The sequence below is a fragment of the Advenella sp. genome (assembly GCF_052108595.1).
Classification (GTDB): Bacteria; Pseudomonadota; Gammaproteobacteria; order Burkholderiales; family Burkholderiaceae_B; genus Advenella.
Genome location: NZ_JBQEAU010000032.1, coordinates 16183 through 37017, shown reverse-complemented (window position 1 = coordinate 37017; position 20835 = coordinate 16183). Strand labels below are relative to the sequence as shown.

20 protein-coding genes are annotated in these 20835 nt (G+C 53.1%); 13 read left to right on the top strand and 7 right to left on the bottom strand.

What is annotated here, in order from left to right; translation table 11 throughout:
* Positions 1-294: 294 nt before the first annotated feature.
* The 8 genes from ACTIKR_RS07955 (at position 295) to ACTIKR_RS07920 (ending at position 7521) form a co-directional block, all read left to right on the top strand.
* The gene (locus ACTIKR_RS07955) at positions 295-1212 is read left to right on the top strand and encodes a PhzF family phenazine biosynthesis protein (protein WP_442327575.1); all 918 of its coding nucleotides are present in this window, start codon (positions 295-297) and stop codon (positions 1210-1212) included.
* A 363-nt stretch (positions 1213-1575) separates the two neighbouring features.
* Positions 1576-2079, top strand: a complete 504-nt coding sequence (locus ACTIKR_RS07950; RefSeq protein WP_442327574.1) for a GNAT family N-acetyltransferase — start codon at positions 1576-1578, stop codon at positions 2077-2079.
* Positions 2080-2499: 420 nt separating this feature from the next.
* On the top strand, positions 2500-3165 hold the full coding sequence (locus tag ACTIKR_RS07945) for a hypothetical protein (protein ID WP_442327573.1): 666 nt from the start codon (positions 2500-2502) through the stop codon (positions 3163-3165).
* A 786-nt stretch (positions 3166-3951) separates the two neighbouring features.
* Positions 3952-4365 carry a hypothetical protein gene (locus tag ACTIKR_RS07940; protein WP_442327572.1) on the top strand — a complete coding sequence of 138 codons (414 nt, stop codon included), beginning with the start codon at positions 3952-3954 and terminating at the stop codon, positions 4363-4365.
* A 314-nt stretch (positions 4366-4679) separates the two neighbouring features.
* Positions 4680-5591 carry an RNA polymerase sigma factor SigJ gene (gene sigJ / locus ACTIKR_RS07935; RefSeq protein WP_442327571.1) on the top strand — a complete coding sequence of 304 codons (912 nt, stop codon included), beginning with the start codon at positions 4680-4682 and terminating at the stop codon, positions 5589-5591.
* Positions 5592-5829: 238 nt separating this feature from the next.
* Positions 5830-6144, top strand: a complete 315-nt coding sequence (locus ACTIKR_RS07930; RefSeq protein WP_193087967.1) for a putative quinol monooxygenase — start codon at positions 5830-5832, stop codon at positions 6142-6144.
* Between the two features lie 256 nt (positions 6145-6400).
* Positions 6401-6523, top strand: a complete 123-nt coding sequence (locus ACTIKR_RS07925) for a hypothetical protein (RefSeq protein WP_255509669.1) — start codon at positions 6401-6403, stop codon at positions 6521-6523.
* Between the two features lie 374 nt (positions 6524-6897).
* On the top strand, positions 6898-7521 hold the full coding sequence (locus ACTIKR_RS07920; RefSeq protein ID WP_193087968.1) for a LysE family translocator: 624 nt from the start codon (positions 6898-6900) through the stop codon (positions 7519-7521).
* A gap of 172 nt (positions 7522-7693) precedes the next feature.
* Here the strand turns inward: ACTIKR_RS07920 and ACTIKR_RS07915 are convergent, their stop codons facing one another.
* Positions 7694-8134 carry a winged helix-turn-helix transcriptional regulator gene (locus ACTIKR_RS07915; RefSeq protein ID WP_226816625.1) on the bottom strand — a complete coding sequence of 147 codons (441 nt, stop codon included), beginning with the start codon at positions 8132-8134 and terminating at the stop codon, positions 7694-7696.
* A 101-nt stretch (positions 8135-8235) separates the two neighbouring features.
* On the opposite strand from ACTIKR_RS07915, the gene ACTIKR_RS07910 reads away from it, so the two are divergent.
* Positions 8236-9144 carry an NmrA/HSCARG family protein gene (locus tag ACTIKR_RS07910; RefSeq protein WP_442327570.1) on the top strand — a complete coding sequence of 303 codons (909 nt, stop codon included), beginning with the start codon at positions 8236-8238 and terminating at the stop codon, positions 9142-9144.
* Between the two features lie 207 nt (positions 9145-9351).
* Here ACTIKR_RS07910 and ACTIKR_RS07905 read toward each other — a convergent pair whose 3' ends face one another.
* The 3 genes from ACTIKR_RS07905 to ACTIKR_RS07895 form a co-directional block, all read right to left on the bottom strand.
* Complete coding sequence (locus tag ACTIKR_RS07905; RefSeq protein ID WP_442327569.1) at positions 9352-10698, bottom strand: MFS transporter; 1347 nt, start codon at positions 10696-10698, stop codon at positions 9352-9354.
* A gap of 77 nt (positions 10699-10775) precedes the next feature.
* The gene (locus tag ACTIKR_RS07900) at positions 10776-11570 is read right to left on the bottom strand and encodes an SDR family oxidoreductase (RefSeq protein WP_442327568.1); all 795 of its coding nucleotides are present in this window, start codon (positions 11568-11570) and stop codon (positions 10776-10778) included.
* A gap of 69 nt (positions 11571-11639) precedes the next feature.
* Entirely contained in the window at positions 11640-12779 is a 1140-nt protein-coding gene (locus tag ACTIKR_RS07895) for an iron-containing alcohol dehydrogenase (protein ID WP_442327567.1), read from the bottom strand.
* Positions 12780-12946: 167 nt separating this feature from the next.
* Between ACTIKR_RS07895 and ACTIKR_RS07890 the strand changes: the two genes are divergently transcribed.
* Positions 12947-13867 carry a LysR family transcriptional regulator gene (locus ACTIKR_RS07890; protein ID WP_442327566.1) on the top strand — a complete coding sequence of 307 codons (921 nt, stop codon included), beginning with the start codon at positions 12947-12949 and terminating at the stop codon, positions 13865-13867.
* A gap of 216 nt (positions 13868-14083) precedes the next feature.
* On the opposite strand, the gene ACTIKR_RS07885 is transcribed toward ACTIKR_RS07890, so the two are convergent.
* Positions 14084-14974, bottom strand: coding sequence for a LysR family transcriptional regulator (locus ACTIKR_RS07885; protein ID WP_442327565.1), 891 nt, complete (start codon positions 14972-14974; stop codon positions 14084-14086).
* 143 nt (positions 14975-15117) lie between these two features.
* On the opposite strand from ACTIKR_RS07885, the gene ACTIKR_RS07880 reads away from it, so the two are divergent.
* Positions 15118-15771 (top strand): hydrolase, encoded by a 654-nt coding sequence (locus ACTIKR_RS07880; protein WP_193087975.1) that lies wholly within the window; start codon positions 15118-15120, stop codon positions 15769-15771.
* A 124-nt stretch (positions 15772-15895) separates the two neighbouring features.
* On the opposite strand, the gene ACTIKR_RS07875 is transcribed toward ACTIKR_RS07880, so the two are convergent.
* A complete protein-coding gene (locus ACTIKR_RS07875; protein WP_442327564.1) occupies positions 15896-16474 on the bottom strand; it encodes a CGNR zinc finger domain-containing protein in 579 nt (192 codons plus the stop codon).
* Positions 16475-16567: 93 nt separating this feature from the next.
* Here ACTIKR_RS07875 and ACTIKR_RS07870 point away from each other — a divergent pair, with 93 nt between their 5' ends.
* On the top strand, positions 16568-17524 hold the full coding sequence (locus ACTIKR_RS07870) for an alpha/beta fold hydrolase (protein WP_442327563.1): 957 nt from the start codon (positions 16568-16570) through the stop codon (positions 17522-17524).
* Positions 17525-17629: 105 nt separating this feature from the next.
* Here ACTIKR_RS07870 and ACTIKR_RS07865 read toward each other — a convergent pair whose 3' ends face one another.
* On the bottom strand, positions 17630-18325 hold the full coding sequence (locus tag ACTIKR_RS07865) for a glutathione S-transferase N-terminal domain-containing protein (RefSeq protein WP_193088056.1): 696 nt from the start codon (positions 18323-18325) through the stop codon (positions 17630-17632).
* 754 nt (positions 18326-19079) lie between these two features.
* Between ACTIKR_RS07865 and ACTIKR_RS07860 the strand changes: the two genes are divergently transcribed.
* Positions 19080-20753: an ABC-F family ATP-binding cassette domain-containing protein gene (locus ACTIKR_RS07860; RefSeq protein ID WP_193087978.1), complete on the top strand. Its 1674-nt coding sequence runs from the start codon at positions 19080-19082 to the stop codon at positions 20751-20753.
* Positions 20754-20835: the final 82 nt, after the last annotated feature.

Below are 20835 nucleotides of genomic sequence, written 5' to 3'. Positions count from 1 at the left end.
TCAATTGGCATTAATATTTTTTACTCGAACTACCAATTGAAGAATAACGAAAGCGTATAACCTCGTTCAGCGGCTTCACGAACCGCGTTATTGATCGGATTATCCTTTTTTATTCAGAAGCTTGTGGCAATACTTTTCGGAAAAAATATTCGCACTAATTGTGAAATTTCGAGATGATGTAGTTCCACAATGAATGAAAAATTTCTTTAAAGTAGAGCAAACAATTTTCACTAATTGTATTTGGCAGTTGTCTTGCTGACGGACGCTAAAATCAGATTATTTGTTGGAGTCTCCATGAACAGAGTTAGTTTTACAACGGTCGACGTTTTCACATCCACACGCTTCGAGGGTAATCCGCTAGCCGTAATAACCGATGCACGCGGTTTGGGTGATGTCCAGATGCAGAAGATTGCCGCAGAATTTGGCTATTCCGAAGTTACCTTCGTGCTGCCCCCAGAAAACCCCGAAAACACGGCGCGGGTTCGCATCTTCACCCCTACCACGGAGGTACCTTTTGCCGGGCACCCGAATGTGGGAACAGCCTTTGTGCTCAGCCAACAGTCTGAGGTTTTCGGAAAACCGGTAGGCAGCACGTTACGCTTCGAAGAACAGGCTGGTCTCGTTCGCGTGGATCTGAAGCGTGACGGCAACCATGTCTTGTCTGCATCGGTTCGTGCACCCCAGTCCTTCATGACCGGCAGAACAATCAATCCGGAGACAGTCGCACGTTGTATTTCAATCCCGGCAGAGGCGGTGCGCACGACTATTCATAGCCCATTGGTTGTCTCTGTTGGGTTAAGCTTTGTCGTGGCTGAACTGGTAGATCTGCCGACGCTCGCTCTTGCCCGACCGAATTTGGCATGTTTCAAAGACGCAGCAGGCCCAACGCTGGAGGGAAACCACGACTTCTCACTCTTCGTGTACGTGCGTTCTTCCAACTCACCTTGGGATATCCGAGCACGCATGTTCGCACCGCTCGACAACGTCTCTGAAGACCCGGCGACGGGCAGCGCGTCGGCAGCACTTAGCGCCTACCTCGTATCACTGGTACCAGAACCAGACATCGCCCGCTCGCTCACCATTGAGCAGGGCGTGGAGATGGGTCGACGTAGTTTAATCAGCATCGAGGTGATAAAGGACCAAGGTATCGTCACCGACGTGACCATTTCCGGTTCTTGTGTGCTTGTGATAAAGGGTGAAATTGCATACTAGCGCTGCTAGTCTGCTGAGGTTGTCAATTCGCTTAAAGCCGGAACTAAGCCCATAGGGAAAAGGGTTTTGAGAGTTTTAATAAGTTTTAAAAGTTTTAGCCGAAAAAGTTGCCCTGCCCCTAATTTACCAAACGATTAGAAAGTTGAATAAATGTACATAGAAAATCGTGACTTTCATTAAGTGATTTTCATTAAATTGGCTTTCTTTGATTAATTTGCACTAGTTATGAGATTTCGAAAGGAGGGTAGTTTCACAATTGAGAAAAAAGCCTTTAAATTCAGGTAAACCATTTTCACTTATTGTGAGATTCGACATCTGCCACCGCCATTGTTTTATTATTAGCGGCTTCATGTTGGAGGAATAATGGATAAGGTCTATATTCAACGCGCCGCCCATGGCGATGCTCAAGAATTAATTGAATTCAATCTACAAAATAAACACTACCATCACCCTTGGGTTTCACCATTTACAGATCAAACAGGATTTCAAAACTGGTTTTCGCGTTGTCTTACTGCAGCAGTTGTAGGGCTTGTAGTAAGAGAAGAAGTGTCGCGGAAAGTAGTCGGAATTATAAATATAAACGAAATAGTAGCAGGGGCGTTACAAAGTGGATTTCTTGGATTCTATGGCTCTTCAAAAATGGCGGGCCGAGGATTGATGACGGAAGGATTGCAATTGGCAGTCAAATATGCCTTCGAGGAATTAGGCTTACATCGCTTAGAGGCCAATATTCAACCGGATAATACGGCTTCCATTGAATTGGTTCGCAGGGTCGGTTTTCAAAAGGAAGGATTTTCTCCTAAATACCTGTTTATAGATGGAGCCTGGAGAGACCATGAGCGGTGGGCGATCATTAATAATAAATAGTTCAAGTCGCGCCGCATGTCGTAACGTTTTGGGTTTCCGGCGAAGGCGATCAGTTTCTATGAGTATGTAAAAACGAAAATGAGCGTCTGGCTGTGATCAATCATGCAGAATCTCCCAGATACGCCTGCAGGCGTAGCCGGCTCGATCTTGTACGATCCTCACAAGATCAGTATACATAGGTGTATTCCGGGTCGCCAGTTTAGGCAAGACTGCCGGACCTGTAAAACAAAGGGCTAATTGACCAGGCCAACAGCGGCTGACCTAACAACTGATGTCTTGTGCTAAGTAAAAATGTCATGCCCCTGTCATTGTGGCTGTTCATAATGCCTCCTAATCGCTGGAGAAATTTGAGTGTGTTCGCCAAAACAACAAGGGTTGCGCCTTCGTCATAATATTGCAGTTGTGTTGGCAGTCTTGTGTGTGGCGCCTTGGTCTGGGACATGGGCAACCACCAATGCTGCGATATTGCAACGTCCGTATCCCTACGTGATCATCGAGCAGGATCTAAGAGACGTTCTGGTTGAGTTTGGACGCAATATAGGCGTTGCGACAGAGATCTCGAAGAAGGTGAACGGAGTTGTTCGCGGCCGCGCGCAAAGCGGTGATACGGCGGCGTCTTTCCTGCACCGAATAGGCGCTGATCATGATCTGGTGTGGTACCTGGACAGAGATACCTTGTTTGTGTCTACGCAACAGGATAACAAGACAGAGGGGCTTTCGCTTGCGCAGGTAGGCATGAAACGTCGTCTTGCAGTCGTTCAGGAGTGGTCCAAAAAAGGCAAAGGTGTCCAGGTTGAGACCCTGATTCCTAAAATCAAATCTCTTGTGGCGGCAAGCATATCAGGGCTTGAGTATGAGCGCGTATCAGTGATTCCGGTCGCAGCCCCGGTCAATGACGTTGCGGATGTGACACGGATGACAACTTGGCAGGGTGTACCGATACCCGAGAAGAGTGCCGGCAGGCTCACCCAGATAGCGTTATTCGTCCTGGCATTTGTAGCCATGCTAACGTTTGCCGCTACCTGGTTGTGGCAGAGCAGGAGGCCGCGTGGTATCCGCACTTATCGTCAAGCGTCCGAAGGATGACGGGTTTGGATACCGCTCCTCGGTCGTGGCAGGATTTTCAGGACAACCCCTTGCCTGGCGTGCCTGCTGATTATCTCGCAGGCTGCGTGCATCCGTTGTAGATTCACGATGAACAAGCGTTCAGGACGGCGATCGGTCAATCTCGTGAACGCACATTGTTTATTGATGTGCTGCGACGGCATTATTCTCCGGATTCCTTGTCTGACCTCAATCCTCTTCGCCTCGCGCGCCCACGTGTAATCTTGCGATCAATGGGTGATAGATTTTGACTCCATTCGTCAAATTGTTATTGAGTCAGATCTACCAATGACCCCATCGACGCGAACATCAAAGTATTTAAATTTTCAAAGCAGTAAATAGTAAAACCAAGAGGCACACCGGCCTGGGCTGCCACAGAGCCATTGGAGTTGGCTGAGAGAACGATATGAGAGATGCACTTGCTCCCTATGACGGGCGCTCGTGACAGCCGCATCGCATGGTACCTAAGTGGATCGTTCACCATTTAGCTATATCGGTTCTCTTTGGGTATTGCTAAACAGCATGGGCAATTCATGGCTGCGTGACACCGGGCTCTTATTGGGGGCAAGGTCGTTCAGCTTGGTTTTGGCACTACACTCAGTGCGCTTTTAGGTTTACTATAGACAATCGAATCTTCGATTAGTAGGAGCGAGAGATGGCGCGCAACAATGATGTCTCTCTCTTTTGCTACTTTTTGTAAATCACATATAAGTATATATAGCAAATGTAAATAACTGCTTACGCATCATGGACTGGGAGGTATAACGGGTGTTTAGTACAGATCATCGTATTGATATGCATACCAACAATGGTATGTTTAACGGAAAAATTATTTATATCCATTACACGTCGAATGGAGGATTTACTGCGATAAAAACACAAAAAAAAATATCAGCAAATCCAAATCATGCTCGCAGAGGAGCAAATGCAAAAAGGGGGGTGTATCTTACCTTGGCTAAAGATGCAATGAACAATACGGATGCACATAACCAATTGTTTTTGGGTGAAACAAAATACGCTGCAAGTGCTATGTATTGCGTTATTTTTGTCTTTAATCATCCTCGTTATCTTCATTCAGCTCCTGTCAGTTCGGGAAGCCCCGTAACAGAAGTTATCTCATTGAATGATATAGGTTTTAATGAGATAAATATTATATACGATGGCCCAAACCCCTATATTTAGAATCACTCGTATTTAGTCGCAGGAATGCCCATGTAATTAAGCGCGCTTGCGGCGCTTGCCTGAAATTATTGATGTACAACCCCGATGAAACTCGAAAAACGAGATACAAGCATTGTTTTGCAACTCTGAATCGATAGCGCAATATGGCCGCTCATCTTCAGGTGCCAATGAACTGATGTGAGCCGCGGCTGCCAGGCCGGTGACATTTCTTTGGGAGATGTTGTCACAATAGTAAGAGCTGAACCGTCAATAGGGGTATTGCTACCATTGTGAAGGGAGGGCGGAACATGATTTCCTGGTATCGGTCAGAGCGAGTGCACTCCGGATTAGGCCCGGAATCGGGGACTGAGGCGATGTATGTGCGCTACTTTGAGCAGGAGCGCCCGCGGCTGCTTGGCATTGCATACCGGATTCTAGGATCCCGCGCGGAAGCAGAAGACGCGGTGCAGGACACCTTTCTGCGCTGGCAGGCGTTGGACATCGATGGCATCGAGTCTCCGGGCGCCTGGTTGACAACCGCCTGTACGCGGCGCGCTATCGATCTTCTGCGCGCCTCATATCGCAGCCGTGTCGATTATGTGGGCAACTGGCTGCCCGAACCGGTTCATACGCTCACGGACAATAGCGTAGAGACGCAAATGGAGCTCTCGTCATCGTTATCGACTGCCTTTTTACTGATGCTTGAACGGTTAACCCCGAAGGAGCGGGCGGCATACCTGCTCTACGAGATCTTCGAGATGTCCTACGTCGACGTAGCTGCGTCACTTGAGATGAACGAGCCGGCGTGCCGCAAGCTTGTTTCGCGGGCCAAATCGCGAATTGGCGAAAATCAGGTGCGATATCGGCCTGCGGCGGCACGACAGGAAGCGCTTCTTTCTGCTTTCGAGAATGCGATCCGGACCGGAGATCTCGGCTCTCTGGCCGCCACGCTTGCGAGCGACGTCCGCTTGACTGCCGATGGCGGAGGGAAGGTGGCTGCTGTGATGGAGATTCTGGAGGGCGACGCTGTCCTGCGGTTCCTCACGAGCTATCTGGTAGGGTGGTGGTCTGCCTATCAGTGGGAAGTGGCCGAACTGAACGGATCGAAGGGGCTTATCCTGAGAGAGAAGGGCAGCATTATTGCCATTGTCTCTTTTGCTTTCGATAATGCCGATCGCATCACGGATATTTTCATTGTACGCAATCCAGACAAGCTGGCAGGCTTTGATGCAGTTAAGCTGCATTGAAGACAAAGGCGCGCAGTAACGATGTCCGCTTGGCGGTACTATTCTGGTGAACATTCACCCCGGTAAAGACATGTCTTGCACCGGGATTTTTTGTTTTGAACGAAGGTGGTGCTATCTTGCTCGAAAGCAAGCAAAAAATCCAGGAGGCGTCACAAATTCCTCTGTTCAAACGTCATAAGGGTATGGGAAATGTTCCCAATATCGGCGGCGAGTTGCCGCAACGTTTCAGGAGAATATCATGAGCAAGAAAGCATTTTATGTTCGACACCATGCAAAGCCCGGCAAGCGCGAAGAAGTAAAGCTTATTTGGGAGAAATATGCCCGCGCCTATGTGGAAGGCATGAAAGGGCAAATTTATTATGTCTATGGCTTCGACGATACCGATCCCGACGTGATCATTGCCTATCAGTTATCTGACGGCGAGGCTACTTCGGAGGATTTTGTCAAACAGCCCTGGTTTGCGGATTACCAGCGAGAGACCGCCGCGTTGCTGGCTGCCCCCTCGGAACTTCGATCAATCACGCCGCAATGGATCAAGGGAGACACAGTCTGATCGCTGTCTGCCGTCCGGCGGGCTTTGGCTCGTCGGGATGTCTATACTTTCGGACTATACAGTCAGCCTGCTGAGCACCCGGCCCTTATTGAGACGCCCTGGATCAAAGCAGTACACTCCGCCCATATCCGTTGCACATGGCTGGGCTCAGTGCCTTTTGCCGGTTAGCTACGCTCCTGCTCTGCTGCGTCATATTCGCGCCGCGATGCTTCTATGTCCTACCACGTATCGCGTATCCAGTCCGTGAACCCGGCCAGTGGTTGCGCTAGAGCGCGAATTCGGTCCAATGCTCACGCTGGAGCAATGGCTGTCGGGCCCGGGAAAAGCACTTTTTGAGGCGGCGCTGAATGCATCCAAGGCCGGCATCGCGTTGCGTTGACTAGCTGGCCGGAAGATCAATGGCCGGCCAGATTATTCGTGCAGAGAATGGATATCCGTTGTAGTACGAACAACGGCTGAGTTTGCGTATAGCTTGCGTATGGTACCGTCGTTGACACAGACTAAATAAATATCTACGACAATGAGGTACATATATATCTTGGCTTCAATTGTAGAAATTGCGCCAATTCCGTCTTAGAATCTCTATAAGCAGAAAAAGGCATGCTTCCAATGGCTTCGGCATTATGTATACTGCGAAAGCAGTGTCTATGCGTCAGTCATTTTTTATACATTGTATGCGCGTTGTAGTACGCAGACGGTGGTTAAATGAAGCTATCATCTGTTCTTCATTGCGGCTATCTGGATTACACACTTATGGACTATTTTTCGCAATTACTCGCGCTCGCAGGAATCATTCTTCTGGGATGCGCCAGTCCTGGGCCTGACTTTGTCGCGGTAACTTCGCATGCCTTGAATAACCGGCGCTCCGGCGTCTTCGTTGGCTTGGGCATCGCCAGTGCTGTGGTTGTTTGGGCAACGTTGGCCATCCTCGGATTTGGCCTGCTCATCAAGGAGTTGTACTGGTTGTACGAAGCCATCCGCCTGGCAGGGGCCATCTATCTGGTCTATCTCGGCAGCCGTATGCTGATGGGCGTTTTCAAAGGGAAGTACGACCAACAGAACCTCGCGGGGGTGTCTACGGTGGGCGTGGGACAGTCATGGCGCATAGGATTTGTCGTTGGCATTACCAACCCGAAAACGGCTACTTTTTTTGCTACCTTGTTCGTAACCTTGCTGCCGGTCGGTGCGCCGCCCCTGGTCTATATTGCTGTTGTTGCCATGGTGGGCGTAATAACCAGCCTTTGGCTTTGCCTGTTGGCATCAGTATTCTCAATCGGCCGCGTTCGATCCATCTATGCCAGCATCCGCCGTCCCGTTGATGCCTTGATGGGCGCTGTCTTGGTTGGTCTGGGCGTGAGAATGGCAACAGGCCGCTGATGGGTATGCCTTCGAATTCTTAAAACTAGATCAGAGTAAATCAAAGCTTGTCTGACAGCTTCCGAATAGGTGCTCAAATTGAGCACCCGGCCCCTATCGAGGCTCCCTGGATCAAAGCAGTACACTCCGCCCATATCCGTTGCACATGGCTGGGCTCAGTGCCTTTTGCCGGTTAGCTACGCTCCTGCTCTGCTGCGTCATATTCGCGCCGCGATGCTTCAATGTCCTGCCACGTATCGCGTATCCAGTCCGTGAACCCGGCCAGTGGTTTCAGCATCGAGTGCCCCCGTTGGGTGAGCTCGTATTCCACGCGGGGTGGCAACTCGGTGTAGTAGTGCCGTGCTACGAGGCCGTCTCGCTCCAGATTACGCAAAGTGAGTGTCAGCATCCGTTGAGAGATATCAGGAATACCGCGTCTGAGGGCGCCGAATCGCATTGGCGTGTCGGGCGAAAGCGATAGCAGCGAGATCACAAGAATCGTCCATTTGTCGCCAAGCCGGGCGAGTACGCTTCCAGGTGCACAGGGTGTTAGCACCGGCCCGTTTGGGGTCTCAATGACGGGCCGGCCATTGACCTCACGTGGCATGACTTCCTTTTTGGGACTGTTTTGCATTCGTTACCTCTATGTAACTCAGGATCAAAAATGTGCCGTCTTGTGGCAAATTGATTATAGTTTAGAATAGGAACTAACAACAGTTACTATGGATAACTAATATGAAAAGCTCTGCAGAATTTCTTGTTTTTGGGGTTACAGGGCAGCAAGGCGGGGCCGTTGCGCGGGCGCTTCGGGCCAAAGGTTGCACAGTTCGCGGCTTTGTCCGTGATCCGCAAAGCAACAAGGCAAAGGCGCTTGCCCAGGAAGGCATTACGCTGGCCGTTGGCGATCTGTTCGACCGTGCCTCTATTGACCGGGCAATGGTTGGTGTAAAAGGTGTGTTCAGTGTGCAAACCAGTTCGCCGTCAGGATTGGTATCGGATGAACAGGAAGTTCTTCAGGGTGTGGCAGTTGCCGACAGCGCTGTCGCGGCTGGTGTAGAGCACTTTGTCTATTCCTCAGGCGGGGCGGCCGGCAAAGGCCATACCGGGATGGGGCATTTCGACAGTAAATCCCAAATCGAGGATCACATCCGCAGCGTGCCCCTGGCGGCTACGATCACGCGTCCGGCCAGCTTCATGGAAATGATGATGCTGCCCGGCATGGGGTTGAATGAAGGGCGCTTCACGTTCTTCATGTATCCACGTCAGGCGATGCAAATGATTGCGCTGGATGATCTTGGACGTATCAATGCTCAGATTCTCTGTCAGCCCGATCGCTATGCAGGGCAGTCCTTGGAGCTATCTGGACAGGCCATTGCCGGCGACGATTTGGAGAGCGCCTTCTCCCATGCAGCGGGCCGTCCAATCCGCTATCAGCGGTTCCCGGAGGAATTGCTGGCAACCAATGCCTTCCTGAGAGAGCTTACAGTGCTCGTCGATAATGGTGTGGTTTCGGGGGTTGCAGACATCCCCGCGCTAGAGCGCGAATTCGGTCCAATGCTCACGCTGGAGCAATGGCTGTCAGGCCCGGGAAAAGCACTTTTTGAGGCGGCACTGAATGCTTCCAAGGTGGACGCGTTGCGTTGATTGGTCTGGCCATTGGCGGCCAACTGCACCGCCTGGCACAGTCGTTCAGAGCGTTGGCGCCGAAGGTCTGCCATTATCATGGTTTTTATATCGTTTTCGTGCAGCATGGCAAACGTGCGGCCAGATGCGATGGCCTTGGTTTGGGCGGTCTCGGCCCTAGGGTATCGCCGCCGACATTCACCCGATCTGGCGTATGGTCCAGTGCCGCTAGGCGCGTTCCTCGGCAATGCGGCGCACCACCGTATCTCGGAAACGGATATTGTGCGGTATGGCGCAAATAATCAATATTGCAGTGACGACGCAAGCCAGCGCAATCACATATAAGCCCATCGACGCGCTACCCGTCACATCCTTGACCTTGCCGACCATGTAGGGCGCGATAATGCCGCCGATTTGGCCGATGGAATTGATCAGGGCCAGGCTACCGGCTGCAGCGACACCGCTCATTATGCGGACCGGAAATACCCAGAATATGCCGAAAGAGGCAATGATGCCCGTCGCGGCAATACTAAGGCCCAGCACCAACACCACGGTGTTGTCCCAATAGATCGCACACAACACATAGCCGACGGCACCGGCCAACGCACAGCCCGCCAGGTGCCAGCGGCGGTCGCCGGTATGGTCGGAACTTTTACCGATCAGGACCGTTCCGATAATCGCGGCGATGTAGGGCAGCGTCGTAATCAGGCCGATAATCAGCGGGTCCGCCGTACCTGCCGTCTTGATAAGCTGCGGCATCCAGAAAAGCATGCCGTAGATTCCCATGCAAAGGCCGAGATAAATCAGCGAAAATAGATAAATGACTGGTCGTTTCAACGCCTCGCGGAAAGAATGCGTGTTGTCGACTTTGGGATCCTTGCCAATCTCGCGTGCCAGCAGGGTTTTTTCCTTGGGGGACAGCCATTTGGCATCTTCGATGCGATCATTGAAGGCGAACAACACTACGAAGCCCAGAATACACGAAGGGATTCCTTCGATCAGGAACAGCCATTGCCAGCCAGGCATGCCGTTGACGCCATCGAGCAGCTTTAGAATGGCACCGGAAATCGGGCCACCGATGATGCCGCACAACGCAATGGAGCCGAAAAACATATTGTTCATGCGTCCGCGGTAACTGGCGGGAAACCATTGTGTAAAGAAGTAGAGTACGCCTGGAACGAAGCCTGCCTCAAGCACTCCAAGCAGAAAGCGCAGCGCATAGAACGAGGTCTCGCTCTGAACGAACATCATGGCAGCCGAGGCGAGGCCCCAGGTAATCATGATCCGCGCGATCCATCGGCGCGCGCCTACTCGTGCCAGAATAATATTGCTTGGGATTTCGAAAAGGAGGTAACCGATGAAAAATATACTGGCGCCAAGCCCGTAAGCAGCTTCGCTCAGGCCCAACTGCGATTGCATTTGCAATTTTGCAAAGCTGATATTGACGCGATCCAGATATGCCATGATAAAACAGGCAATGATCAGCGGTATGATTCGCCACGCAACTTTGCGCAGCAGATCTGCCTTTTCTTGCTCCTGCGGCTCAAGCGGTGCATCTACCCTCGTATTCGCCATCTTTGTCTCCTGATTTTAATAATTTGTGTCGCCGGTAACGCGTGGCGACCTGCATGAAATGGATTTGCTTTTTTGTATTACCCCCGCCCCACAAATGGCATTTTGGTGGCCATGACTGTCATAAACTGAACATTGGCCTCAAGCGGGAGACTGGCCATATGGACAATGGCATTGGCCGCGTGAACAACATCCATGGTCGGCTCCGGAATGGACTCGCCGCTTGCCTGCAGCGCGCCCGTCTCCATGCGGGACACCATTTCGGTCGCTGCGTTGCCGAAATCCACTTGGCATACCGCGATATCGTATTTCCGGCCATCGAGCGCGCAGGCTTTCGTTAAGCCGCTAACTGCGTGCTTGCTGGCGGTATAGTCGGCTGACTGCAATCTAGGCACATGCGCCGACAACGAGCCGTTATTGATAATGCGGCCGCCTCGCGGCGTTTGCGTACTCATTTGCCGAAATGCTGCCTGCGTGCAAAGAAACGTGCCGGTGACATTCACGTCAAGCATCTGTTTCCAGTGTTCGTATGCCAGTTCTTCGACAGACTTTCCCGCAACGCCGAGCCCGGCATTGTTAAATAGCATGTCGAGCCGACCAAAGGTACGCTGCGCAGAAGCGAATAGCTGGTCGACGGAAGACGGCTGAGTGACGTCCGTCGGTATGGCAATAGTCCGGATGTCGTGAGCCGAGAAAAACGTATCGCAGTCGCGGATTGTCGCTTCGAGAGTCTCCAGATGACGCCCGGCGAGGGCTACGCGCCATCCATCCGCCAATAATGCGCATGCTGTGGCCCTGCCTATGCCGCTTCCTGCTCCGGTGACAATGGCGACCCGATTATGGGGAACGTCACTTGAGTCCGGTTTGTCCCTCATGTTTCCAACTCCTTATTTATTATTTATGGCGCTGCCGCGCATTGCGTCGATGCATATGTCTGCGTCCTTCTACATTGACTCATTCAGCATCGCCATGTAATCTTCCACGGTCGCTTCCCGCGGATTGGTTTTATGGCTGTGGTCGGCAAGTGCGCCGTCAATGATCTTGGGAAAGAGCTCTCGCGTCACGCCAAGTTGGGCTAAAGTCGTGGGCAAGCCAAGTCGCTTGGTCAGATTCAAAACTTCATTGGCCAGCGAGCTTGCGTTTGCAAGCCCTATTGCGGCGGCGATGCGATCCAGTTTTCTTTCCTGCACCATTGTGGTCGCAGGCGCATTGAACTCGATGACCGAGGGCAGAAAAATAGCGTTCAGTGTCCCGTGATGGAGTCGCGGGTTGATGCCACCAAGAGAGTGGCTAAGGCTATGCACACAGCCCAGCCCTTTTTGAAACGCCAGCGCACCTTGCATACTTGCACTCATCATGTTCAGCCGGGCATCCCGATCTGCCGGATTGCTGGTGGCCTGTTCGATATGGCGCCACGCTCTGTTTAATCCGTCTAATGCGATACCGTCAGCAGGAGGATTAAATAGCGGCGACATAAACGTTTCAAGGCAATGCGCGATGGCGTCCATGCCAGTGGCGGCTGTCAGTTGTGCCGGCAGCTTCATTGTCAGCTCCGGGTCACAGATTGCCGTTTTCGGAACGATGAAAGGGGAAATGATGCCTACTTTTCTACCATCGTCCAGAATCAGGATCGCACCTCTGCCCACTTCGCTACCTGTGCCCGCCGTGGTTGGGATCGCGATCACAGGCGCTGCTGCCGACGTGATTTTACTGAGCCCGCCTTCAATAACGGCAAAGGTCTTGAGTGGCCCTTCATGCGTTGCGCATACTGCAACGCCCTTGGCAAGGTCGATTGAGGATCCACCGCCTATCGCAATGATTCCGTCGCATTCATTCTCGATAAAAGTCGCAACAGCCTTGCGCACGGCTTTTTCATTTGGATTGGGCGGGGTTTCATCGAAGACGGGTACGTTGTCCGGATCATTCAGATGAACTATAGCGGCTTCTAGCAGGCCTGCAGCCCGGATGCCCTGATCTGTGACGACCATGGGGCGTTTGATCCCGATGCGATCGCATTCCGCTTGTAATAAACGCACAGCGCCGAAGTCGAACTGAATATGAGTGAGATATTGGATGAGTGCCATCTGAATTAATAAAAAGTTATAATTGAAATCAACATGGGCATGGGTATCTGCCTGATCATGTCCCCGTTTGTTCATTGTTTTATGTATATTTTCCAGTCATTGTATGTGTGATGTTGATATGCGATGTACTGAAAACTGTTCATACAGGTATAACCTGTAGTTAATCCATGACACCCAATTTAACCTCTATTGCGTCCAGGCTGCATGTCAGGCACCTTCGTTTGTTGATCGCCATTTCAGAGCATGGCTCCCTGTTGGGGGCGGCAAATGAGGTGGCTATCAGCCAACCAGGCGCAAGCAAGGCGCTTCAGGAAATTGAAACCACATTTGGGGCTGCGCTTTTCAATAGAACCAACCGTGGCCTGGAGGCCAACGATTTAGGCTTATGCGTGTTGAAGTACGCAAGAATGATCTATACCGATCTTGGTCATTTGCGAAACGAACTGGATGCGATCCAGAAAGGAGATGGTGGCAGGGTTGCTGTCGGATGCATCATGGGTGCAATACCGTTGCTGACCGATGCCGTTGCCGATCTCATGCAGACCCATCCTGGCATGTCGGTGGAAATCGTTGAAGACACCAGCGCGGAACTTCTGAGCCTGATAGATTCTGGTCGGCTTGATATGGCGATATGCCGCACGTCGGTCAGTAAAACACCGGAAATTTATGAGAGCGAGCATCTGCAACCGGAAGAACTGAGCGTCATTGCCAACTGTGATAATCCGTTTGCGCGTAGTGATCGCCTGACGCTTGAAGATCTGGCTCAATGTAAATGGATCGTGTACCGTGCCAATATGCCCATGCGGCTGTTGCTCGAGCGCGAATTTTATAATGCCGGGATTCGTTTCCCTGCCAATTTGCTTGAAACAACCTCTCCATTTGCAACCCTGGCGTTATTGAACAGAAATCCATCTTTTGTCGCCCTGGCTTCGACGGACGTTGCCTCGTTTTTTGTGCGCAATAATCTGGTCAGGGTACTGCCGTTTGAATTCACGTTACGCAGTGAGCCTTATGAACTGGCCTATCGACGGGGCGCGCTGTTGTCTATCGGTGCAAAGTTAATGAAAAACTGTCTGCTGCCTCAATAACCACGCACTTTCATACTCGTGCTACACGCACAGCGCGCGATCCATCATCCGATGATGTGCTTGCTGATAAGCAAGTCTATACTTATGAACGGCAGTCATCCGTTCATCGGCCGGCCCACTTAAATTAATTCAAGTGACATATTTTCAGGAATATTCGCGGCCCTACCAAATTGTGCAAACGCATATGGCTGGCATGCTTCATGCCATTCGGCTTTGCTAGCCGACGCCCACAGGCTCAGGTGCCTGTTCGAAGCACTCAATCAGCAACTCGGTCAGCACCCGAACCTTTCTTGCAGGATGTCTGCCTGGCGGGCGGATGACATATGCTGCCGCCGGTGGGGGTGGATAGCCTGTCATCACCGGCACAAGCGCGCCGCTGGTCACATGTTCATGGGTGACGGCATCGGGGATCCAGGCGATGCCCAGCCCTGCCAATGCGGCGGCGGCTAACGCCGTGGCGTTGTCGGCCTTGAAGCGCCCTTGCGGGCGAACTGTGATGATCTTGTCGCCGTCCATAAGTTGCCAGGCTTCGGTGCCCTGCATAAGGGCCTGGTGGCCGATGAGTTCATCCGGCGTTTCGGGGGAACCGTGCGCTTTGATATAGTCCGGACTCGCAACCATCTTTCCATAGATCGGACCGATGCGTCTTGCGATCAGGTCAGAGTCCTTAAGGTAGCCAATCCGGATTGCACAATCAAAGCCTTCAGCCACCATATCAACGAAGCGATCACTGTAGGAGGCATGGATGTGAAGCTGCGGATGCAGTTGCGCCATGCGCGCAAGAACGGGGGCCAGGTGATTCGGGCCGAAAGAAACCGGCACGGCAACTCGCAAGCGGCCGCAAAGCTCACCGGTGGGCAGGATCGTTTCCCTGGCTACGTCGATCTCGGCACACGCTCTGGCGGCATAGTCTCGGAAGGTGGCGCCGGCTTCCGTAAGCGCCGCGCCGCGGGTGGTTCGTGCAAGAAGCTGCACGCTCAGGTCTGCCTCAAGCCGCAAGAGCCGCCGGCTGACGATTGACTTGGACACACCGAGCCGGCGCGCAGCGGGCGAAACGCCCCCGGCATCAGCAACTTCGATGAATGTGCGCAGGTCTTCGATGTCCAATTTGGCGTTCCTCTTCTCGCGACACAGTGTAGCACAAGGGATGACTACCGAATCCGCATCGCGAATGCAAGAATCCATCCTGGTAGCGTCGCAATCGGCGCAAGCCTTCTCCTGAAACTGCCCTCATACACAAGGATATATTCATGACATTTCGTAATGGCCTTGCCTCTTTGCTTCGTCCCGAAGACTCGGTACTCGTTCTGATCGACCATCAGCCTTACCAGCTTGCGAACCTGAACAGCCACGAACCACAGATGGTGGTCAACAATGCGACAGCGCTGGCAAAGACCGCCAAAGCATTTGGCGTTCCCACCATCCTGACCAGCGTGATCGCTGATCGTGGCGGCCTCATCTTCCCACAAATCACAAATGTATTCCCCGGTCAGGAGGTGATTGACCGCACGTTCATCAACACCTGGGAAGATAAAAAGGTAGTCGACGCCGTCAAGGATACGGGCCGCAAGCAACTGATTATCGCGGGTCTGTGGACCGAAATCTGCGTGGCGATGCCGGCGATCCAGGCCGCAGGCGAAGGCTGGGATGTCACGGCCGTGACTGACGCTTCTGGCGGCACTTCAGTTGAAGCGCATGAGGTCGCGATCCAGCGCATGATCGCCGGCGGCGTGAACATGATGACCTGGCTGGCAGTGGCCTCCGAATGGCAGCGCGATTGGGCCCGCACCGAGCACGCCGCCGAGCTGAGCGAGGTGCTGATTCAGCATGTGGGTGGTAGCGGTATTGCGTTGTTGTGGGAGCAGCAATTGCTCAACACGCCGGTGCCCAAGACTAAAGGCTGAGTTGCAGGGGCGGCGCGTACCATGACCGATGCGCTGTAAACAATGGATGTCGGCCGGGCTGGCAGTGTCAAGCCGGCAGGTTCTGCCAATGATGGCCGGTATTTACTGGAAAATTGTCATTGGCCTATTGGCCGTTCTTGCGGGCACGGTGGGCGGCCGCTTTCATTCTGTTGCCGCAAGAGGCCATACTGCACCAGCGTCGCCGATGCGACTTGGTCAAATCGTGAAAGAATAATGTGCAGTCGTGCGCCTCACATTCTCGTACAAGTTGCAGATCTTCATTCGAAAGCAATTGTACGAGCGCTTGTGCAACAGGTTCAAGCAGACTGGCTGCGTTCATGTTGTGCCGGTGTCTGACGATCTTGAATGTTCTGCTGGCGGCGTCCCACGCAAGTTCCTTCCTGGGGCGGCCCGCTTCCAATACCTGATTAATGACGGCGGCATCGGCCGAGCTGCCTGTTCTGGCGGCCAGGACCACCGCTTTGGCATTGTCCCTGAGCGCGCGTGCGAGCTCAAGCAGGCCGGCTGGCGCGCTGCTGCAGTCATCCGGCAGCAACTGGGCGAGTCTGAGCCATTCGATCACACTGTGGTCGCTATCAAAGCAGTCGCAATGCCGTGGTCCCACCCCATACTCGGTGTTAATGAAGTCGAGCGCAAGATTGTTTGCAATAAATAATGGTGTTCCGCTGATGACAGAGGGCATGATTCGAGTAACCGGTAATTTATATGTTGACAGGATACTATAATCGCTGATAACCTTCAATCTATACTTTTACAGGTTACTAAGGAGCCAGTCATGAAATCCACCAAATCGATTGCAGCATCAGCCAGTGTCGCTGCGGCTTTGCTCACAGGACAAGCGCAGGCCGCAGACGCCCCCCTTTCTGCAAACCAACAGGTCCATTACCGTTACGAGCAGGTTGGCGACGTGAAGGTTTTCTATCGTGAAGCGGGCGATCCCGGTGCGCCGGCCATCTTGCTGTTGCATGGTTTCGCCGCGTCATCGTATATGTGGCGCGACCTGATTGCGGCCCTCGCAGACAGGTATCACGTCATCGCGCCTGATTTGCCCGCCTTTGGATTCACAGAATCTCCTGAACGTGGCAAGTATGAGTATTCGTTTGCCAATATCACGAAAACGATTGAGCAGTTCACCACGCAGCTAAAGCTTGACCGCTATGCCCTCGCGGTTCACGACTACGGCGCCCCCGTAGGCTGGCGTCTGGCGCTGGCTAATCCTGCCCGTGTGACGGCGATTATTTCGCAAAACGGTAATGCCTATGAAGAGGGTCTTGCCAAGGGCTGGGAACCGATCCGGAAGTATTGGCAAGCGCCGACCCAGGAAAACCGGAAGGCCCTGGCCGACTTTCCGACCCCGGAGTCAATCAAGTGGCAATATGTTGAAGGGGTGAGTGATGCGAGTGTCGTGGCACCAGACAGCTATACGCTCGAAGGCGCGTTCATCAGTCGGCCAGGCATGGCAGACATACAGCTGGACTTGCTGTTGAACTATGCATCCAACGTCGAGAAATATCCCGAATTCCAGGCCTATTTTCGCCAATATCAGCCGCCGTTGCTCGCAGTCTGGGGCAAGAACGATCCGTTTTTCCTGCCAGCGGGGGCTCAGGCATGGAAGCGCGACATCCCTGAAGCGGACGTCCGTTTCTACGATACCGGCCACTTCGCCCTGGAAACCCACGGCAAAGAAATTATTCCGGTCGTCCGCGCATTCCTGGACAAAAATGTAAAGTGATTACGAGTGACGGCAGACGCATTGCACACCACGGCAGTGCTGGCATAATCCGCAGCGTGCTGCGGATCATCGCTTGTCACCACAATGTCACCTCAGAGAAACCGTTCAGGCTGCCGTCACTTCCAGACCCCGTTGCACCGCCGGACGAGCAAGGCCACGGTCAAGCCAGGCCTGGACATGAGTAAAACGGTCGAAGCCAACAATCTCGCGCGCCTCGTAAAAGCCGATAAGATTGCGCACCCATCCGAGCAGAGATATGTCGGCGATGCTGTACTCTGCACCCATCACCCAGTCTCGTCCCGAGAGTTGCTTGTCAAGAACACCCAGCAGTCGGGCCGATTCGGTGGCATAGCGTTCAAGCGGGCGTTTGTCCTCATAGGCCTTGCCGGCAAATTTGTGGAAAAAGCCGAGTTGGCCGAACATCGGTCCCACGCCGCCCATTTGCCACATCAACCACTGGATGGTTTCGTAACGGGCGCTCGGATCAGCGGAAATAAACTGTCCTGTCTTGTCGGCAAGATAGAGCAAGATTGCACCCGATTCGAAAAGCGCCAGCGGTTTGCCGCCAGGTCCGTCGGGATCGTAGATGGCGGGAATCTTGCCATTGGGGTTTAGTGCGAGAAAGGCAGGATCGTGGCTTTCGTTCGCCGTAATATCGATCCGGTGCGGCTCGTAGGCAAGGCCTGTTTCTTCAAGCATGATGCCGGCCTTCACGCCATTGGGCGTTGGGGCGGAAAAAAGCTGCAGTCGATCGGGGTGCTGCGCGGGCCAGCGCGTGAAAATGGGATGATTGGGTGTCATTTTTCTGCCTTCGGTTGATTTCATCTGTAACCTTAAATCAAATGATTTTTCGTTTTAGCATTCCACTGCCTGAGCGGCATATGATCTTGCCGGCCTGCCGCGCAAATGCTCGCGGAACCTGGATGCCAAAACGCATTGCTCATGAACCGCGATGCCAGGTTTTGTTTATAGTATCCCGTTCACCAAATTACTTTGATTGGCCTGCTTTGGTATGCGTCGTAGTCTTGCATATAGTCCAGTACCCGTCAAGATAACAGGGTTGACCTGTTCTTACGCACATCCGAGACCGATACCCATGATAGACCAGGTGAAAATCACATCAGTACAGGGTAAAAACTGACACTTACACGACCGGTCCTGGAAGGCAACTGGGAAGCCGTAACGAGTGAACGTACAGGAAGTTGCATTTAACTGAGGTATACAGGCAATCAGGCACGCTTGCTTTTGAGGCTCAGGGGCATTCTTGCGAGTGTTAACGATTTCCAAAACTGCTGTCCAGTCGGTATAGGCTCGATATCTTGCTAACTCCGATATGGTTCGCATCCCTTCTATTTTGACCGAAATCATATGCCGGAGCGCGTTCACCCCGTTGATGGCGGGCCTCTGCTGCTACAATTGTCCCTTCCTTTCCGCCGTTTCCGCCATCTTGCCATCAGGCGAGCTGCCCGTCCGGCTCCTCGACCCGTCATCCTTGATCAACTCCCGGTCAGTCTCGGCTGGGTTTTTTGTTTCCGAAAATGAAGATCTACCCTCAATGATTATTCTCAAAAACGTGACCTTGCGTCGCGGCAGCAAAGTATTGCTCGACAAAACTTCCGTCACGCTCAATCCTGGTGAAAAGGTGGGGCTGGTCGGCCGCAATGGCGCGGGCAAGTCTTCATTATTCGCGGTGCTCAATGGCACGCTACATGAGGATGGCGGCGAGTTTTCCATTCCATCGCAGTGGCGTATGTCGCAAGTGGCGCAGGACATGCCGGAAACCGAGCAGAGCGCAACAGACTTTGTGGTGGAGGGTGACACCATCCTGCTGGCCGCGCAAAACGAAGTTGCTGCATCCGAGGCCAGTGATGATGGCATGCGTATGGCGCACGCCTATATGGCCTTGCACGACGCCGGCGCCCACGATGCTGCTGCCCGTGCGCAGGCGCTTATTCTGGGTTTGGGCTTTAGCGTGGCCGAACTTGACCGGCCGGTAAACAGTTTTTCGGGCGGCTGGCGCATGCGCCTGCAATTGGCGCGGGCGCTCATGTGTCCATCGGACCTGCTGTTGCTTGATGAACCTACCAATCACCTGGATCTGGACGCCCTGGTGTGGCTGGAGGCCTGGCTCAAAAACTATGCCGGCACGATGGTTGTGATCAGCCATGACCGTGAGTTCCTGGATGCGATCACCAACGTGACGCTGCATATCGACAATGGCACGCTGGTGCGCTACGGCGGCAATTACAGCAAGTTTGAAGACATGCGTGCCGAACAAATGTTGCTGCAACAGGCGGCGCACGCCAAGCAACAGGAAAAGGTTGCGCATCTGCAAAAATTCATTGACCGTTTCAAGGCGAAAGCCAGCAAGGCCAAGCAGGCGCAAAGCCGCGTCAAGGCACTCGAGCGCATGGAAAAGATCGCGCCCATGCTGGCCGATGCCGAGTTTCAGTTCGAATTCAAGGAGCCGCTCAGCATGCCCAACCCCATGCTGTCCATGACCGATGCCAGCTTTGGCTATCCGCCGCCCGAAGATGCACCGAACGATGCCAAGCCGACCGTCATCGTGCAGAACATCAACCGCTCTGTCCTGGCGGGGCAGCGCATCGGCATTCTTGGCGCCAACGGACAAGGCAAGTCTACATTCGTAAAAACCATTGCCGGCGCTTTGGAGGCGATCGCGGGCGAGATTATCCCTGGAAAAGGCCTGAATATCGGCTACTTTTCGCAGCAGGAACTGGATGTCTTACGGCCTGCCGACACCCCGCTGGAACACATGATCCGCCTGGTGCGCGACACGCCGGCCAGCATGCGCCCCAGCGCCATGGATTGTCGTGAACAGGGGCTGCGCAATTTCCTGGGCACCTTTAATTTCAGTGGTGATATGGTCAAGCAGTCTGTCGGCAGCATGAGCGGCGGTGAAAAAGCGCGCCTGGTGTTGTGCATGATTGTCTGGCAGCGCCCCAATTTTCTGCTGCTCGATGAACCGACCAACCACCTGGATCTGGCGACACGTGAGGCCCTGAGCGTTGCGCTGAACGAGTTCGAAGGTTCGGCGATGCTGGTCAGCCACGACCGCGCGCTGCTGCGTTCGGTCTGCGACGAGTTCTGGCTGGTGTCGCGCGGCGGCATGACAGACTTTGATGGTGACTTGGATGATTACCAGGTTTATCTATTGGAAGAGGCCAAGCGTCAGCGGGAAGCAGCAAGCTCGCGCAATGCGGGCTGATAGCTCGTCAAAGTGGGCCGTTCGCAGCGGTATAGAGAGCGGACCCACACCCGTAGACAGATGAGCACGATTTCCCGGTAAC

Excerpts from the sequence above, each read along its gene's own strand:
- ACTIKR_RS07955 (WP_442327575.1), top strand. The coding sequence starts at position 295 with ATGAACAGAGTTAGTTTTACAACGGTCGACGTTTTCACATCCACACGC.
- ACTIKR_RS07950 (WP_442327574.1), top strand. The coding sequence starts at position 1,576 with ATGGATAAGGTCTATATTCAACGCGCCGCCCATGGCGATGCTCAAGAA.
- ACTIKR_RS07930 (WP_193087967.1), top strand. The coding sequence starts at position 5,830 with ATGAGCAAGAAAGCATTTTATGTTCGACACCATGCAAAGCCCGGCAAG.
- ACTIKR_RS07920 (WP_193087968.1), top strand. The coding sequence starts at position 6,898 with ATGGACTATTTTTCGCAATTACTCGCGCTCGCAGGAATCATTCTTCTG.
- ACTIKR_RS07915 (WP_226816625.1), bottom strand. The coding sequence starts at position 8,134 with ATGCAAAACAGTCCCAAAAAGGAAGTCATGCCACGTGAGGTCAATGGC.
- ACTIKR_RS07910 (WP_442327570.1), top strand. The coding sequence starts at position 8,236 with ATGAAAAGCTCTGCAGAATTTCTTGTTTTTGGGGTTACAGGGCAGCAA.
- ACTIKR_RS07905 (WP_442327569.1), bottom strand. The coding sequence starts at position 10,698 with ATGGCGAATACGAGGGTAGATGCACCGCTTGAGCCGCAGGAGCAAGAA.
- ACTIKR_RS07900 (WP_442327568.1), bottom strand. The coding sequence starts at position 11,570 with ATGAGGGACAAACCGGACTCAAGTGACGTTCCCCATAATCGGGTCGCC.
- ACTIKR_RS07895 (WP_442327567.1), bottom strand. The coding sequence starts at position 12,779 with ATGGCACTCATCCAATATCTCACTCATATTCAGTTCGACTTCGGCGCT.
- ACTIKR_RS07890 (WP_442327566.1), top strand. The coding sequence starts at position 12,947 with ATGACACCCAATTTAACCTCTATTGCGTCCAGGCTGCATGTCAGGCAC.
- ACTIKR_RS07880 (WP_193087975.1), top strand. The coding sequence starts at position 15,118 with ATGACATTTCGTAATGGCCTTGCCTCTTTGCTTCGTCCCGAAGACTCG.
- ACTIKR_RS07875 (WP_442327564.1), bottom strand. The coding sequence starts at position 16,474 with ATGCCCTCTGTCATCAGCGGAACACCATTATTTATTGCAAACAATCTT.
- ACTIKR_RS07870 (WP_442327563.1), top strand. The coding sequence starts at position 16,568 with ATGAAATCCACCAAATCGATTGCAGCATCAGCCAGTGTCGCTGCGGCT.
- ACTIKR_RS07865 (WP_193088056.1), bottom strand. The coding sequence starts at position 18,325 with ATGACACCCAATCATCCCATTTTCACGCGCTGGCCCGCGCAGCACCCC.
- ACTIKR_RS07860 (WP_193087978.1), top strand. The coding sequence starts at position 19,080 with ATGATTATTCTCAAAAACGTGACCTTGCGTCGCGGCAGCAAAGTATTG.